We start from the raw sequence: 18,345 nt of genomic DNA, 5'->3' as shown, positions 1-18,345 counted from the left end.
TTGAGTGGTTTATCCGACACACTACCTTTGATTTTGCCACTCTTCAAATGTACGGGGTTTTTTCAGAAATCAAATGCTAGTCCTATATCAACCAACGGTAAGTGTACCATTGAATACAACGTGCAGCATCCTATAAGCCATTAATCTCCAGGCTAGTAATTAACAATCAACTAATAGGATTAATTGCTGGTGCTGGGTTTTCTTCTTCTACCAAAATTATTTGTAATTTGACAGGTTGTAGCTGTGAACTTCCGGTGTGATGTAATGATACTTGGATATTGAAACTTGTGAACCTAATTGTGAGGAGAGCCTTTCTAGCATTATGTTCTGGAGAGCGTTTGAACTTATACAGTCAGTGTTCCAAAGTAGCGAACTGCATTTCTTTTCCACATCCTGTGAAAAGTCAGATTATTTAGTGGGGTGGCATATCAGAAAATTGAGGTAAATTGGAGTCCAATAAAGCCCATTTTTGAGCATTCTTGGTAAAAACATTCATTTTTGGTTGGTACAAACTTGGATCGTCAAAAGTACCTACCCTGATACCAATTATGCCAGCGATTATTGCGGGCTTACCAAACACATTGGAGCCACATATTGGACAGAAACCACGGCTAACATTATGTCCACTATCACCATTGACATCATAGTATTTTACCTCTCCGGCGATCTTAACCGCATCAATGGGCACAAATATTGAGGCTGAAAAACCACTACCGGAGGTTTTTTGACAGTCGCGGCAATGGCAATTCCCAGAAAAAATTGGCTCAGTTGAGCATTCATAGCGAATTGCCCCACACATACAGCCACCTGTAATTAGTATTGTCATAAAACTTGTCTTCTTTATTTTTCCCCGAAAGTAACAAAATACGGATGACCCTTTTTATTAAAGTCTTTGATTTTACTAAGTTTTTTAGACTTGTCTCAGGCAGTCAGTGTTCATTAAAGTCGAGCATCTTGTGATCCTACCGCATTATGTACCCCTGCTCTCCTGAAATTTTCACTCTCCAGATTAAGTTAAGTTACGACGAAATCGACTTGTACTAACTGTTAATAGAAAAATTGCAAAAATAAAAAGTGCAATAACATTTGGCCAAAGAACATTTAAACCAACTCCTTTTAGTAATATACCACGCATAATTTCCACATAATAACGTAAAGGATTAACCAATGATATGTACTGAAATATAGGAGGCATACTTTCAAGTGGAGTAACAGCACCAGATATCAACCCTAAAGGAACATTAATGAAGAATGAACTGAGTGAAGCCTGTAGGTGCGTCCGTGAAAAAGTTCCAATTAGCATACCTAAGCCAATTCCGACAAAGGTATACAGACTTCCAAGAGCTAAAAATAGAAATATATTGCCTCTTATTGGCAAACCGAAAATCAGACGAGCCATTCCTAAAGCTAATATAATATCACCTATCATAACAATTACTAGAGGCAAAATTTTGGACAAAATAATCTCTTCAGCGCTAACTGGAGTCATTAGCAGCTGTTCCAAAGTTCCGGCTTCTTTTTCAGTAATTACTGAATTAGTTGCTGCTACCGAACTAGTTAGGGTAAGTACCAATCCTAAAACAGCGGGAACAATAAACCAATAACTTATCAAACGAGCATTATAGATAATGTTAAATTCCTGTTGAATTAATGATGAGTTTAAATTTCCATTTAATTTATGGATATAGTTATTCATAATTTCGTTAAGATAAGCATTGGCAATTATTGCAGTTGCAGCATCAGCACCATCAATAATTGCTTGAACCTTAGTAGTCTCATCTCCATTTTGATTGCGTTTAAAATCTGGAGGAATCACCAAAGCAATTACTATATCTGCTGTACTAACTTGTTCGCTGAGAGTTTGCTGTTTAGAATTAGCTTGTTCTGATATGTGCGGTTTAGTGCTAAAAGCTCCACTTTGACTGAAAGTAGATATTAATTCCCGGCTATCTTTGGTATTAGCATAATCAACATATCTAAAAGGAATATTTTTGATGTCATCATTTAAAGAAAAACCTACAAGCATGAGATAAATACTAGGTATAAAAATTAATAAAACAATCAGTTGTTTATTCCGAAGAAGTTGATTTTTTTCTTTCTTTAATAAAGCCAAGAAGCGACTCTTGAACAAATTATTAATTATTTTCATGATTATAAAAGGTAAATGGCATTTTTTAATCAGGAAACTGCATTTTATGTAACGTCTTATGAAGACGTTTAAAAATAAGTATACCTAACATGAACATTGCTAAATTTGCAAACCAAACTCCTGACCAACCAGCACCCCGCAAAAATGCATCACGGCTTACGTCTATGTAATATCTAACTGGAAGAATATTTGATATTAATGACAAAGGGAAAGGAACATTTCTGAGTGGATGGTATAAGCCAGTTAAAAAAGAAGATGTCAAATATCCTAATAATGTAACAGACTGAACCGCAACAATGCGAGTATTAGCTCGTGTACCAAGCATTAGTCCAAAAAGAGATGCACTCATTAAGAAAATTAGAGTTCCTATTAGTAAAGGAATTGGATCTCCTACTAATTTTATACCAAATATAAAAAAGCCTAAGCTCATAACAAAAATTGTTTGTACAACACCTACCATAAAATAAGCAAGACCTTTACCTAAGAAAAACTCGACTGCACTCATATCAGCAGAGTAAGCTTGAATAATTGTACCTTGCTCTTTTTCACGAGCCATAGACAGTGCAGAAAATAGAGCCGGATATACCCAAAGTATTAGCCCGTAAACTCCTGGTAAAATAAAGTGAGATTCTTTACCACCCATATTAGACCAGAGACGAGATTGCAAAGTTATTGACGAACTACTTGGTTGTAAGCCCACTTTGATGAGAAAAAATTCTGTGATGGTGCGAATTGTACTTCTAATTGCCCTGGCGTTATTGACATCTGTCCCATCTAAAAGAATCTGAACTTTAGTCGTTTGAGCATCTTTAAGGTGACGAGAGAAATCGGGAGGTATGACTAATATAGCTTTCGCAATATTACGATCTAGTGAATCCAGAAGTGGATCTTTTTTGGTATTTCCTAAAATGTCTTTTGTTTGGCTGTAGTAGAGAGGTAAACTAATAATTTTGAACCGACGACTTGCTTCAAAACGTTCTATATAATTACGACTGAGAAAACTTTGGTCAAAATCTTGAACTAGTAAAGGAACTTCTGTAATCAAAAGTTTGATGGCATAACCATAGATAAGCATGGTTACCAACGGCATTATAAATAATAGCAAGAGACTAAAAACATCACGCCGAAGTTGTGCTAATTCTTTAGCAGATTGAGACCAAATCCGTTTCCATAAAGAAGGCAAAATGTAGAAGATTAATTTCCGCATAAAAATTGGATGAAAGTTATTTTTGAATAAATTGATTTTTCTGGCGATTACTTTGAAAAATACTAATAAATGTATCTTCTAGAGAAAAGGGAATCGTCCGCCAAGAAATAATTTCTAGTTGTGCTGCGTTTAAAATTGATTCAATTTGGTGAATCTCCTTGTTTTTGTCATTGAGGATGATGTGCAGCTTTGTACCAAAAATTGATACCCGCCAATCATCTAACTCATTTTTCAATAAGTTAAAGGCTGTCTGAGTGTCTTTTGTTACTAACTCAATTAACTGACCAGGTTGTGCCGCTTTGATTTCACTGGGTGAGCCTTGCGTTACTAATTTGCCGTCTACCATAAAACCAAGACGATTACACTGTTCTGCCTCTTCTAAATAGTGAGTAGTGACCAGTACTGCTGTACCTTTGCGGGCCAAATCACAAATCAAGCGCCAAAACTGGCGACGCGCCAAAGGGTCTACTCCAGAAGTTGGTTCATCAAGAAATAAAATATCTGGTTCGTGCATTACCGAAGCACCAAAAGCTACCCGTTGCTTCCAACCACCGGGTAACCGACCAGTGAGCATATTTTCTTGACCAACCAAACCACAGGTGTTAAGAACCCAGTCAATTTTAGGACGTAATAATTTTTGGGGAACAGAATAAACACCACAGTAAAATTCCAAGTTCTCCAAAATAGTTAAGTCATCGTAGAGGGTAAATTTTTGGCTCATGTAGCCAATGCGCTGCCGCAAAGCACTACTACGGAGATTACTAGTCTGACCGCCAAGAGAAATGTAACCGCTACTCGGTTCAATTAGACCGCACAACATCTTGATCGTTGTGGTTTTCCCCGCACCGTTTGCGCCTAACAAACCGTAGATTTCACCGTACTGAATTTCTAAACTCACATTCTCAACTGCTTTAAAGTCACCATATACCTTTTTAAGGTTGCGGACATCAATTGCCGCATCCTCATTGATATGATTACTGTCAATGTATTTGCTAGGACGAGAACGAGGAAATTGAATAAACGGTGGATCTGAACCATTGGCACGTAAGCGAGTTACAAAGATATTTTCTAGAGTAGTTTCAACTTCTTGAATTGATGTAAGTTGCATTTGGCGAGATGTCAGAATTTCCCGAATCTCAACTTCTCCAGCTTTGACATCTTTTACTAGCACATCAAGGCGATCGCCAAAGGTTTGGACATCAACAATCTGTTTTGCAGGAACTCCAGTACCAAAGTGAATTTGTTCAATTCGGGGTGGCAATTCCAGCAAAGCTGCTTCGGCTGCTTCTAAGTCGGGAGTGCGAACTTCAAAACGGTACAAACCCAGGCTGGAGCGCAATTCTTCTAAATATCCAATTTGTTGAATCTTTCCTTCGTATACTAAAGCAATACGATGGCAACGTTCCGCTTCATCTAAATAGGGAGTTGCAACTATAATTGTTACTCCTTGTTGGGTGAGAGTAGCCAAAATATCCCAAAACTCCCGCCGAGAAACAGGATCTACCCCAGTAGTCGGCTCATCTAACAAGAGAATTTCGGGTTCAGAAATCAATGCACAGCAGAGAGCTAACTTTTGCTTCATTCCCCCAGAAAGTTGGGAAGCCAAACGATTAGCAATTTTATCCAACTCCATTAACTTTAAATATTTGGCTCGCCGCTTGATAAATAACTCATTTGGGACTTTGCGTAACCCGGCACTGTATTGCAGATTTTCGTTAATACTTAGATCCAAATAGTGTGAAAACTGCTGCGTCAGGTAGCTAATCTTTAGGCGTGCATCTCGAGGTTTTCGACCTAAAACTTGAATATTACCTGAACTTGCTTCCATCACTCCCCCTAGAATATGGAAGGTAGTAGTTTTGCCTGCACCATCAGGACCAATTAAGCCAAAGATTTCACCTCGACGTACCGTAAAGTCAATACCACGAACAGCTTCTATTTTGCCGTATCGCTTGTGTAAACTTTGTACTTCGATAACATTATCTCCGACTGTGTTTACGGGTACTGTGCCATAGACTATTTCTTTTGTCATTGGCTCTCGTCCTCTTTGAGGATAATTTCTCCATCTGCGGGCATTCCTGGCTTCGCAAAACCAGCCGGATTATCGATTGCGATCTTAAGTCCAAACACTTGCTTGATACGATCTTCTTGGAAATAAATATTTTCGGGAGTAAAAGATGCTTGAGGATCTATGCTAGCAACATGAGCATTGATAGGTTTATTGGGATTGGAATCTAGCAAAATGTTAGCTTTTTGTCCAACTTTAACTTTGCCAATTTCTTTTTCAGGAATATAACCCCGTAGATAAACTGTATTTTGGTCGAGTAGGGTTAGTAAAGTTTTACCAGTAGTAACTACAGTTCCTGGTTCGATTGTTCGAGCGCTTACTACTCCGTCTATAGGGCTGGTAATTTTCAAATATTCAATTTGAGCTTTGATTTGTTGCTGTGATGCTTGGGCATTTTTGATCTCAGCTTGAGTAGCAGCTAGTTGCGACATGGCTTGCAACATCTGTTTTTTTAACGCCACTACTTGAGTAATGCGGATTTTTGGATTAAAACTTGTAGTCTCAGCTTGAGCTAATCCACCCAACCCGAATTTCACTTGCTTTCGTGCCGCTTCTACTGCCGCTTGACGCGCTTGTACAGTCGCCAAATTAGATTCCCAACTTGTCTGGGTCTGGTCGAACTGCTGCTTGGCAATAGCTCCTTCCTTTACCAATTGGGCAAAGCGATCGCGGTTAGTACGGGCTAGATTTAATTCTGCGATCGCTTGCTGCGCTTGGGCTTGAGATTGACTTAGTTGCGCTTCATATCCGGCAAGTGTCGCTTGGGATTGGAGTACCCGACTCTTAGCATCTCCACCAGATTGTTCCTTTACCAATGTTGCTTCTTCGATTTGGCTTTTAACAACATCCATTTGCAAATGAGCTTGCATTTCCTGTTGTTGGGCAACACTCAAACGAGCTGCTGCACCCAGTAATTGCGCCTGAATTTCTGCATCATCCAGTTGGACGATTAACTGACCCTTACGGACGCTATCACCTTCACGCACAGCAACAAAATTGACCCGACCTGTTACTTTCGCACCAACATTAGTTTCATAGCCCTCAATGCGACCACTGACGCCAATTACTTTCTGAACTTTCGATAATGAAAAGTACCAATATACTAAACTAGCAGTAGCAATCAGCAGCAATACTGGAATCAGCAGACGTGATTTCTTCTTACCTTTAGTCTTAGGCTCCTCATCTGCTTCTGTATATTTGTATGGTTCTGAAGAATTTAACTGTTTCATACGTAAGTTTACTTTCTAGACATAACTGACTTTTCACAGAATGTGGAAAAGGCGATTTTAACGTTTTGTCAAGCCCAGGTTTTTTCGTTCGCTATTGTCAACAGTTAAAAAGTCTTCTAGTGCTTTCGCCGCAATTTGAGAAGCAATAAAGCTGACATCAGGAGCAAGTCCACCTAATAAAGAAGAATTCAATCGTTGCTGCCACCTCAAGCCTACAAAGTACAGTCCTTTCACAGCAGTAACACCTTGTTCATGCACAGGGAAACCTTTCTCATCAAACACTGGAATCTTAATCCAGTGATAGTCAGGTTGGAAGCCTGTCGCCCAAATAATATTGCTAACCTCAATAGACTGCTTGTTAGTACAAATAATCTTGTTACCTTCCACACTATCAACTCGCTCCAATAATATGATTCCGTTTTGTTTAGCAAGTGCGTCAATGTCAACTCCAATAACAGCGTCAGGCCTTTGACTCAACTTCTGACCGAGGCGAGAATTTTTGGTAATACTAGTCACTTTCAAGCTATACATCCACCAACATAAATCGCGTCCCAGAAACTTACGGGGTAAATGGGGGGTTTTACTCACCGACAAATAAACTTTATGGGTTGTAGATAATTCTCTAGCAATTTGGACACCAGAATTACCGCTCCCGACTACTAGCACATCACCAGATTGTAATTGCTGTGGATTTCGATAATGGCTGCTGTGAATTTGAAATACATCTTGAGGCAATTGGGTTGCAAAATTTGGAATTTTTGGCTTTTGATAAGGGCCGCTAGCAATTACAATTTGTTGTGCTTGAAAAGTTATATTGCTAGATTCTACTAAAAAACCTACAGGAATCTGTTTTACTGAGGTTACTTGCTCGTTGAAACGTATTGGTAATTCAAAAGTTTTGGCGTAAAGTTCCAAATAAGCAATTGTTTCTTCTTTGGTGGGAAAGGCATTTTTTGTTTGTGGAAAAGCTAATCCGGGGAGGTTGTTATACGGATTGGGTGTGATAAGTTTCAGCGAGTCCCAGCGAGTACGCCATGAATGAGCAATTTGCGGACTCTGTTCAAGAATGACAAATTTGCGATTCTGTTGAATCATCTGATAACCCATTGCTAGTCCTGCTTGTCCAGCACCAATAATTAGTACATCGACCTGTTCAAACATGGAAAACTTCTCCAAAAATATAAATTGGGTAAAGGAAATAAATATGGGATTGACACAATTACTTGACTATTTTGATTTTGAGTTAACTATGATAAACAAAAGCTAGACTGGAGAGATAAGCAATGGAGGATAAGAAGCCAATATGCTTGGGTTAAGGCGGAAAAGCTGATTACTGATGTGAAATTTCAGAGCTTCTACTTGTTGTCCAGTACCTCTGTGCATTGGCTTTTGAGAACGAAACTTTGATATAGGTTTTTTCACAACTCTGGGATTAAGACGGTGAATACGTTCGGGTAATAACGTATCTACAATCTCTACAATTAACTAATCTGAAAAAAGGGAAATTATTCTGGCTGTAAGTCTTGGAACTTAGGGATAGCAGTACTAATGACCAATAACATCTTGGACAAAAAACTTCAACTTTTCTGTCAAAACATCTACCTGGGGTTTAGCAAACATAGTGAAATGATTACCAGGAACGCGACAGACAATTACAGGTTTTTGAGTAAACTTGTTCCAACCTAATGTCTCATCGCTAGAATATTGGGGATCGAAAATCGATTCAACACTAGCACGAATTAAAGTAACTCGATCTGGGTAGATCGGTGGTACGTAATCTGCCATTGCTCGCATATTGGCAGAAAATACCTTCACCAAGCGTAACATCTGCTCAAACTCCATATCTGGAGATATCAAATTTGCTTGTTTAGCCTCTTCTAAAACCAAATGTAATTGCTTCTCTGGTTTGAACTGTCGCAGATCGTCTTCAAACTCCGTCAGGCTATTTGTTCCACCACCGAGGTCTCTTAGAAACCAAGTTAACAGCCTTGCATCATCAAATTTTGGTGTATGGACGGGTGCTAAAGAGTCAATTAAAGCTAGCAACGCCACTTCTTGTCCTTGTTGTTGCATCTGGTATGCCATTTCAAATGCTACTACTCCTCCCATTGACCAACCGCCAAGCAAATAGGGCCCATTCGGTTGAATTTCTTGTATAGCTGCAATATAGTGAGCAGCCATTTCTGGAATTGTGGAAAAAGGTTCTTTTTCGCCAGTCAAACCAACTGCTTGCAGTCCATAAAAGGGTTGCTCAGTACCTAAACAGCGAGACAAATCCATATAGCAAAGGATATTCCCACCTACAGGATGCACGCAAAAGAAAGGTAATTTATCAGCAATCCCCGCTTGTAGATTGACTAAGGGACTCTGGGGTAACTGAATATTAATACTACCTAAAACATTTGCTAAATTTTCGATGGTGGGACTTTGCAGAAGCGCCGACAGGGGAAGTTCCCGTTCGTAAAGTTTTTGGATTTGAGACATCAAACGAACTGCCAGCAGAGAATTACCTCCGAGTTCAAAAAAGTTGTCGGTTACGCCGATGGGGTGAATATTTAACAGCTTTTCCCAAATCTGCACCAGTTGTAATTCTAGGGTAGTGCGGGGTGAAACGGAAGCTTTTTCCCCTCGGTCAATACGTTTTTGGTCGGGCGTGGGAAGCGCTTTGCGATCTATTTTACCATTGAGTGTGAGAGGCAAAGAATTTAGGATCATGAAGCTAGAAGGTACCATGTAATCGGGTAGCTTTTTACTCAAAAAACTACGCAATTTACCAGTCAATGTGCCATGTATAACTTTCAAAATACCTTGCATTTCCAACAAGTATTCGATGCTTTGTTGGAGCAGAATTTGTTCGCTGGGTGTGAGTGCAAATTGCAACCCAGCTTTCTCCCACTGACGCCAAGCGACTCGCGCCTCCAGACATATTTCGTTATTGCTTCCTGGTAGCTGAAAGTACAAGCTCACCAATTGACCACGTTGCAAAGATTCTGGCACTCCGATCGCGCAAATACCGCATTGAGAAATATCCTCTGTAGTTAGTTCTACTATGTGGTTATCGCCAAATTCTGCCCGACACGTAGTTTTTAACGGCACTCGATCTGGAATCATGGTGGGGACAATATATGCTACTAAACGTTTATCACCGCGATCGCCCACTACTGATACTATTGCTTGGCATACTCCCGGATGCTGTTCCAAGGCTGTTTCGATTTCTCCTAACTCAATACGGTAGCCTTGAACTTTAACCTGGAAGTCTTCTCGCCCCAAAAACTCAATATTACCATCAGGCAAATAGCGTCCTAAATCTCCTGTACGATATAAACGCTCACCAGTATGAGGGTGTTTGATAAACCTAGCTTGGGTTTTTTCTTCATCTTGCCAATAGCCCCAAGCCAAACCAATACCACCAATATAAAGGTCTCCTGTCACCCACACTGGACAAGGTTCCATCACCTGGTTCAAAACATAAAAGTTTTGATTGATCATTGGCCAACCGTAAGGAATACTAGTCCATGAAGAGTCTACAGATTTAATCGGGTAAATGATTGACCAAATAGAAGCTTCAGTAGCACCACCCAGGCTAAATACTTCAACCCCTTGAATCAAGCTTTTGATCTGATCGGGCAAACTTACAGGTATCCAATCCCCACTCAACATCACCACACGCAAATAACAAGCAGGTATTTGCGTCTGTGCTGACGCATACTCAATGTACATTTGCATCAGTGCTGGAACTGAATTCCAAATCGTGACTTTTTCTCGCGCCAACCATTCAGCCCAGTGGCCGGGGTCACGAATACTTGTAGCATCTGGAATGACAATGGCAGCACCAGCAGCCAAAGTCCCAAATATATCATAGACTGATAGATCGAAATTTAAAGCTGACAGTGCCAGTACTCGGTCATCAGGAACAATATGAAAGCGTTGGTTGATATCACAAATTGTATTGACTGCACCCCGATGGTCAATCATCACCCCCTTCGGTAGTCCGGTAGAACCAGAAGTGAAGATGACATATGCCAAATCCTCTGGTTTCTGAATTATTTCCAAAGGTGCTGGCGAAATTGTCGCAAAATCAGCGTCCCTATCTATACAAAGCCGTTTGACGTTTATAGGCCACTCTAGAGATTCATCAAGCCAGGATTGAGTTAGCACTAATCCAACTTCATTTTGTGCCAACAGATACCAAAGACGTTCTTTGGGTAACGAAGGATTAATTGGTAGATAGGCGGCACCTGATTGCAGAGATCCTAATACCCCTACTACTTGTTCCCAACCTTTTTCCATGACTACTGCCACCAAAACATTGGGACGTGCCCCCAATTGTCGCAGCCATCGACCTACTTGATTCGAGCGGCTATACAATTCACTGTAGGAAAGGATGCGATCGCTAGAAATTACTGCCAGAGATTCTAAACGCTTTGACACCTGATCGGCGAACAATGTGTGTAGCATCCCTTGAGGTACAGATGCCTGAGTCGCGTTTACCTCTATTCTTTCTGCTAACTGGCTGGGTGGTAACATTTGGAAAGATGTTTGTTGCCAAGCTGATTCTTCTAAAGCTAGACGAGACAGCAGAGATTGATAAGCATTAAACATATCGTCTAAAAGACCTTCAGGAAACAGTTCTTCTACTGCATCCCAAAAGAGAACGCAAGCCCCATCATTCTCCATTACTGAATGATCCAGCCAAACTTGGGGAGTTTGAATGCAAGCAAAAATCGGATCGGCTACTCGACCTTGGGTAAAAGTTTCCTTGTCTCGTGCATCAAGACTACTAGCAAATACCACTGGGGCTGCCGCTCTTGAACTTCCCCCTCGCTGTCGGTTTAGTTCTCGTAATACTTGTACCCCACTGATATGGTTGTGTTCAAAGTCATTCCAAATTTGATTTTGTAATCGCTTTGCTCTGGCTGTAAAGGTATCTGGAAGCGAATTATTTACCTCTAGTAATAGAGTTGAGCTAAAACATCCTATTAGGTTGTTAACCTGCGGATGTAAGGACAGACGATTGGTATACAAATGATTCAAGATGAAATGCGAATTTCGACTCCAATTATTTAATACTTCGGCATAGCTGGCGCATAATATACCTGATGGGGTCAAACCTAATCGACGAGCTTTGTCTTTGAGTTGTTGCCAGATATCAGCATCGATTTTAGCAGTGCGTCGGACAAATTGTGGATGGGATACAGTACCAGGACTTTTTACTAAAGGTAATTCTGGTGCTGGTGGTAAAGTCTCCAGGCGGTTCCACCAATATTGTTGAGAACGGTTATAAAGCTCGGAATTTTGTAAACTATTTAATGTGTGAATATAATCCCGATAAGAAATTTCCAAATCAGGTAGATATGTATTGACATCTTGGTATAAAAGAGGTATTTCTCGACAAAGAAGTTTTAAACTACCACCATCAAAAACTAAAAGACTAAGGCTGATATGAAATCGGATACAACGCTGATTAACTTGGTAAGCTACAACTTCAAATAATGGACAACTATCAGTTTTTGAAGCATGTTGAGACATTCTCGCTCTTGTTTCTGCCAAAGTTGAGGTTACTATTTGCGGGTCTTTTCCACGTAAGTCGATAACTTCAATATCATAGTTGGGAATTTGTTCTAGAATCTGTTGCTGACCATCTGGCAATATGATTGCCCTCATCATTTCATGGCGAGCAATGAATTTCTTGACAGCGAGATTAAGCTTAGTAACATCTAGTTCGGCAAATTCAAACTCTACATATACATGGGGTGATAAATTACCTAACTCGAAAGAATCGTTTTGACCAAGCCAATATGCTTGCTGCATATCAGTGAGCGGGAATGGCTTATAACGGTCTTCGGGATTTGGTACTATTTCTGGCAGAGCAGAAACTGTTGATTGTTGATTTTGCTGTTCTAATAATGTAATCAGCTCTGTCTTGTTTTCAGAAATTTGGGCGCGTAATGTTGGTGTGAAAGCACCTTTAGGTGCTCGATATAGCAAATTATTATTATCAACCCATACTTCGATACCTTGTTGAGAAAGTTCAACCAAAATTTCCGATATAGTCATCATAATATTACCTGTTAATTCTGAATATAACTTAGGATTTACGCACTGTACAAATTAACCATCATTTGTATGAAGGGTATTTGGTCGTTTTAGCCTTCAGAGTGCGGCGTTTTGTCCATCTCCGAAGTTTTAGGTATGTCAGATAGGATTGGACTTAAGGTGATTAACGGAAATACGTCGTTTCAGTGCTAGACTCTTGAAGATTCTGTTCATATTTTGGTTGTTTTGAAGTTTAAAACAACCAATCTTGGTTTTAAATTTCACCAGATTGAACAGTTCGTTTTTCATTATTACCTCGGAAATTGTTGTTACTCCTGGGAAGTAGTAAGACAAGCGAAATGTGGGTTATACTTGTCCTTCTTCCCAATCATCAGATTGCTCGGACTTTAATAGCAGATCGGATACTTTAGATGCTAACTGTACTAAAGACATGCCTAGCAGAAAATCAGCTATGGGTACAGATATTCTAAAGTTAGATTGAATTCGACTTTTTAGTTCGGCAGCTATCAATGAATCAAATCCTAAATTATTCAGCGGCTCATCAATATCTAACTTGGAGGTAGTTAGCCCTAAAGACTTGGCAATTTGTTTGCTGAGATAAAACTCTAGCATTTGCTGGGTTGCGTTTGGTGACCCTGCAAGCACGATATCTTGTGCCACTGGTTCTAGTTGGACACTCTCTACTTTTGGTGAGATCTGCTTAACCTCTGGGAATAATTGTGCAAACAGAGGTAAACCACTATTTATCACATTAAATTCTTGCATTTGCTGCCAGGAATTGATCGCACTACGAGCTAAAATTACAGATTGTTTGGCTTCTCCTGTTTGAGGCAGACTTACAGCAGAGCTAAAACCCATCTCTAGTAGCAGCGATCGCCACTGATAGCTGGAAAGTAAGGGATAAGCAGGACGTAAATCTGTATCGGTAAACTTCCACCAACCTTCAGTTAAGCCAAAAATCAAATCTAACATCCGAGATTTTGCAGTTGCTTCCAACAACACCAACATCCCCTCTGGTGCCAAAATTTGCTGAATATGCGCTAATGTCCCTCGTAAATCACTGGTGGCATGGATTACATTCGCTGCCAAAATCAGATCAAACTCCTGGGGTGCAAATCCTTGTGCTAGAGGTTCGCGTTCAATATTTAACAACTGATATTGAACAAAGGGATAATCGCGGAATTTTTGTTCTGCCTTAGCTGTGAAGAGATAAGATACATCAGTGAAAACATATTCTACCTGGTCAGATGGTAACTTGGACAATATATAAGCAGTTGTCCCTCCTGTTCCAGCCCCTATTTCCAAAATACGAACTTTGCGATTTGCTGGCAAGTTAGAAAGTGCTATGGTGATCGCTTCCTGTACCAGGGTGTTATTCAATCGAGCGGCTGGTGATTCTTGATACAATTTTTCGGTAGTAGAAAATGTCCCCTCAGCAAACAACAATTCCACAGCATTGCATTCACCACGTAGCACTTGTGCCAAATGTTCACCGCATAGCTGTAGCAATATTAACTCAGCATCAGTTTTGTGGTATTGTTTTAACAAAGCTTCTGGCGACTGCACCTGTAAATTCAACTCTTCGGGCAGTTGACAAACTTCCCAACATTCGTTGACTTTGTTTAACATCCCCTCTTCCTGTAATATCTCTAGCATCCTGCCTAATAATCGGTGATGCTGCGGAATTACACTGTACTGTTTGGCTAAATTTATTACAGAAAGTTGTTGATGTCGTGAAAACTTACAGCCTAGTTGCTCGAAAGCCCGCAGAATGTAAACAATACTTAAAGTATCCAAATGAGTTAACAGCTCTTCATAATTCTGTAAACCAAACTGATCGATTAATTGAATGATTTGCGGTTGTATGCGATCGCTGATTTCTGCTGGCTGTAGTATGTAATCGACTGCAAGGCTAGTAATATTTTTCTGCTTGATGATCTGGGTATCAAGCTGCACACGTTGAAAACGTATCCCTTTAATTTCGGCAAAGATTAACCCTGTTTCATCTAGCAACACAACATCACCCTCAAAGGCATTTAAGTCACCATTGCCATTGGGATGGAGGTGGGCATAGCTGAAAAGCTGAGTTGGTGGTTGACACCAGATACGCATACTACCTACTCTCACTGGAACATATGTAGCCATTCCGTGAGTATCTAAATTTTTTGATAGTAAAGTAGCAGAAAACACCTGTAAACAAGTATCCAAAAGTGCTGGGTGGATGCGGTAAGCCTTCGCTTCTGTTAACAGTGTGGGTGCGAGTCTAACTTTAGCAAGAGCCTCTCCTTCGTGCTGCCATAATTCCTCAATGCCCTGAAGCAGGGAATCATATTTCACACCCAATGATCCCAAGTTTTGATAAAACTCAGCAACAGAAATTTGATTTGTGCAACGAGTGCGGACTTCATTTATTGAGATAGCTGTGACGGGGACACCTGAAGATGTTTGAATTTTGCCATTAACATGCAATATCCACTTTGTGGGTTGGTCATCAGTTGCAGTTTCCAAGCTAAATACCTGAAAAGTAATTTCTCCTGATGCTTCCGAAGAAAGAACCGTTTGCACTGTTTTGCTAATATCTGCTGACAAAGACAGCTTCTTTAGAAAAGCGACTTCTAACAAGCTATAAGAATCAAGTTTCAAAGCTTCATTGACAGCCGCATTAGCCATTTCTAAATAAGCTGCTACTGGTAGTACAACTTCTCCTTCTACTTGCAGGTCAGCAAGGTAAGGCAGTTTATCAGTATTAAGCTGGGATTCAAATATTTGCAATGCCGCCAGATACTGTGTACCCAGTAAAGGATGTACAGCACCTGTGTATGTCTGCTTAAGGCGATTTTCTTTTTGGTTAAACTCGCACCAATATCGTTGTCGTTCAAAGGGATATGTTGGTAGGGGGATGCGGCAACGTAAATAATCTTGGTCAAATCCTGCCCAATCAATATCCACACCTTTAATATATAACTCGCTCAAACTGTTTAGCAGTATTTGCCAGTCGTCTTGCTCTTTTTTTAAAGAAGGCAACCAAGTTACATTTTCTGATGTTAAGCAACGCTTGCCCATGTTGATCAGAGTAGGATGGGAACCGATTTCTATAAACAAGTCGTAACCCTGTGCCGCTAAAGCTTGAATTCCTGATGCAAATTGCACAGACGATCGCAGGTGACGAGTCCAGTAACTCAAGCCCAGCATTTCCCCTGGTTGAAGAATCTCACCCGTTAAGTTAGATGCTAATGGAAGTCTTAAGGGTGCAAACTGAACTTGAGAAAGCTTTTGCTCGAATTTGTCAAGGATGGGATTCATCAAGGACGAGTGGAAAGCGTGAGAGACATTTAAAACTTGAACAGTGATTTGCTGTGCTTGCAACTGTGCGATCGCTGTTTCAATTGACTCTTTAACTCCAGAAATGACAATATTTGTAGCTCCGTTGACTGCTGCAATACATACATTTTCTCCATAGGGTGCGATCACTGTTTCCACTGTGGCGACATCAGCAAAAATAGCTGCCATCATTCCATTTTCGGGTAAAGATTGCATGAGGTGCGATCGCTCGGCAATCAGTTTTAGCCCATCCTCTAAACTAAATACTCCTGCAATGCAAGCCGCAACGTATTCACCGAGGCTATGACCAATAACTGCATCTGGGATGATTCCCCAAGACAGCCATAATTGTGCTAAAGCATACTCTAGAGCAAATAGTACAGGTTGAGTGTAAATTGTTTGATTCAACAGTTCTGCTGTATTATCTGCTGGGTAAAGTACGGATAGTAAAGATATATCTAAATAGGGATGTAGTAATTGGTCGCATTGCTCTAATATTTTACGGAAAGTCGGCTGTGTTTGATACAACTGACGAGCCATGCCCATATACTGAGAACCTTGTCCGGTGAATAAAAAGACAATTTTGTGGGGTTTTTGGCTTTGTAATTGTCCACTAAATACACCGGAAATATCCACTTGTCCATTTACAAAAGCTTGTAGTTGCTTCTTAAGTTCATCAGTAGATGCAGCAACAAAACTTGCACGGTGGGCAAAATGCGATCGCCCAGTATTTGCACTAAAGCAAATATCAGTCAGGGATGCACCTTGAGAAGTGATTACTTGATAATTATCTGCCACCCGCTTCAGGGCATTTTTACTTTTTGCGGATAAAGTTAGTATGTGTAGCGGACGCTCAACTTCATTGACAGTATTTGCCAACACGGGTGCTTCTTCAAGAATAACATGAGCATTAACCCCGCCAACCCCAAAGGAACTTATACCAGCCCGTCGCGGTAAAATTTTTCCTTCCTCTGTCTTTAACTGCTTCCATTGTTGGGTTTCGCTGACAAGATAAAATGGGCTTTTCTTGAAATCAATACGTGGATTTAACTGCTGAAAATTAACAATCTTGGGCAATTCTTGATTCTTCATTGCTAAGAGTACTTTAATTACCCCAGCAATTCCTGCTGCTGCTTCTAAATGTCCAATATTGGTTTTAACTGTTCCTAGTCCACAATAGGGTTTATCAACTGAGGATAAATCATACTGTTGATGTAATTGTTTAAATGCTCGTTTGAGACCATTAATTTCTATTGGATCACCCAAAGGTGTACCTGTACCATGAGCCTCAATGTAGGAAATCGTATTGGGGGCGACATTTGCTTTTGTATAGGCGGAGCAAAGTACTTGTGCTTGAGCATAAACATTGGGAGATGTTAGAGTTTTTGCTCTTCCACCATGATTTACAGCACTACCTCTAATCACTCCATAAATATGGTCTTTATCTTCAATAGCTTTAGCTAAAGGTTTTAACAGAATTACTCCTGCTCCCTCTCCACGCACATAGCCATCAGCCTCACTGTCAAAACTTTTGCACTGTCCTTGTGGAGACAACATCCCCAGTTTACTCATTTGAATGTATCTTGTAGGTGTACAGAAAATACTAACTCCACCTACAAGTGCTGTCTTACATTCCTGTTCCTTCAGAGCATTGATAGCTTGATGAATCGCTACCAGTGAACTAGAACAAGCTGTATCTACAGGAATACTGGGACCACGAAAATTTAAGAAGTAAGAAATACGATTGGGAATTATGGAAGTCCAAGTTCCTGTCCCAGTATGTCCGTCAACATCTTGTTGATACCCGTTTTGTAAAATATCGTAGTCATAGTTACACACTCCGATAAAAACACCAACGGAACTTCCCGACAGTTGAGATGGTGCATATCCAGCATCTTCGATACAAGACCAACTTAACTCCAGCATTAGCCTCTGCTGAGGATCCATTCGTTGTGCTTCTCGAGGAGAGATGCCGAAAAATTGTGCATCGAATTGGTCTATCCCCTCAATAAACCCACCCCATTTACTAATGCTTTTATTAGGTTCTTCAGGTTTGGTAGAATAAAACTTATGAATATCCCATCTTGCTGAGGGAATTTCTGTGATACTGTTAATGCCTTGTTGAAGATTACGCCAAAATTGATGATAATTGTTTGCACCTGGAAATCGACAACCTATACCAATAATGGCAATTAAATCATTGGGCATGACTAAAGAATCTTGAATATTTTCGGAGATATCTTCTGGAACTTTACTTAGGGGACTTCCAAGGAATAAAATCACCAAGTACAATAATGATAATCATTGTTAGGGT

At 40.2% G+C, this 18,345-nt stretch carries 8 protein-coding genes and 1 pseudogene; all 9 read right to left on the bottom strand.

Translation table 11 applies throughout. From position 1 onward, the window contains the following. Positions 1-133: 133 nt before the first annotated feature. Positions 134-340: pseudogene (locus ACFFAP_RS23535) on the bottom strand (IS4 family transposase); the annotation flags it as partial. 72 nt (positions 341-412) lie between these two features. Continuing rightward, the gene (locus ACFFAP_RS23530) at positions 413-826 is read right to left on the bottom strand and encodes a GFA family protein (protein WP_375513493.1); all 414 of its coding nucleotides are present in this window, start codon (positions 824-826) and stop codon (positions 413-415) included. Positions 827-1,009: 183 nt separating this feature from the next. Continuing rightward, a complete protein-coding gene (locus tag ACFFAP_RS23525) occupies positions 1,010-2,113 on the bottom strand; it encodes an ABC transporter permease (RefSeq protein ID WP_375513492.1) in 1,104 nt (367 codons plus the stop codon). A gap of 61 nt (positions 2,114-2,174) precedes the next feature. Then, a complete protein-coding gene (locus tag ACFFAP_RS23520) occupies positions 2,175-3,332 on the bottom strand; it encodes an ABC transporter permease (protein WP_375513491.1) in 1,158 nt (385 codons plus the stop codon). Between the two features lie 40 nt (positions 3,333-3,372). Beyond that, the gene (locus ACFFAP_RS23515; protein WP_375513490.1) at positions 3,373-5,388 is read right to left on the bottom strand and encodes an ATP-binding cassette domain-containing protein; all 2,016 of its coding nucleotides are present in this window, start codon (positions 5,386-5,388) and stop codon (positions 3,373-3,375) included. Further along, positions 5,385-6,653 carry an HlyD family secretion protein gene (locus ACFFAP_RS23510; RefSeq protein ID WP_375513489.1) on the bottom strand — a complete coding sequence of 423 codons (1,269 nt, stop codon included), beginning with the start codon at positions 6,651-6,653 and terminating at the stop codon, positions 5,385-5,387. The genes ACFFAP_RS23515 and ACFFAP_RS23510 overlap by 4 nt, the downstream gene beginning before the upstream one ends. A gap of 57 nt (positions 6,654-6,710) precedes the next feature. After that, positions 6,711-7,814 (bottom strand): flavin-containing monooxygenase, encoded by a 1,104-nt coding sequence (locus ACFFAP_RS23505; protein WP_375513488.1) that lies wholly within the window; start codon positions 7,812-7,814, stop codon positions 6,711-6,713. A 384-nt stretch (positions 7,815-8,198) separates the two neighbouring features. After that, complete coding sequence (locus tag ACFFAP_RS23500; protein ID WP_375513487.1) at positions 8,199-12,713, bottom strand: amino acid adenylation domain-containing protein; 4,515 nt, start codon at positions 12,711-12,713, stop codon at positions 8,199-8,201. 342 nt (positions 12,714-13,055) lie between these two features. Beyond that, the gene (locus tag ACFFAP_RS23495) at positions 13,056-18,314 is read right to left on the bottom strand and encodes a beta-ketoacyl synthase N-terminal-like domain-containing protein (protein ID WP_375513486.1); all 5,259 of its coding nucleotides are present in this window, start codon (positions 18,312-18,314) and stop codon (positions 13,056-13,058) included. Positions 18,315-18,345: the final 31 nt, after the last annotated feature.

This window comes from uncultured Nostoc sp. (assembly GCF_964245575.1).
GTDB lineage: Bacteria > Cyanobacteriota > Cyanobacteriia > Cyanobacteriales > Nostocaceae > Nostoc.
This window is presented reverse-complemented; position numbering and strand designations above follow the sequence as displayed.

Excerpts from the sequence above, each read along its gene's own strand:
- ACFFAP_RS23505 (WP_375513488.1), bottom strand. The coding sequence starts at position 7,814 with ATGTTTGAACAGGTCGATGTACTAATTATTGGTGCTGGACAAGCAGGA.
- ACFFAP_RS23515 (WP_375513490.1), bottom strand. The coding sequence starts at position 5,388 with ATGACAAAAGAAATAGTCTATGGCACAGTACCCGTAAACACAGTCGGA.
- ACFFAP_RS23510 (WP_375513489.1), bottom strand. The coding sequence starts at position 6,653 with ATGAAACAGTTAAATTCTTCAGAACCATACAAATATACAGAAGCAGAT.
- ACFFAP_RS23530 (WP_375513493.1), bottom strand. The coding sequence starts at position 826 with ATGACAATACTAATTACAGGTGGCTGTATGTGTGGGGCAATTCGCTAT.
- ACFFAP_RS23500 (WP_375513487.1), bottom strand. The coding sequence starts at position 12,713 with ATGATGACTATATCGGAAATTTTGGTTGAACTTTCTCAACAAGGTATC.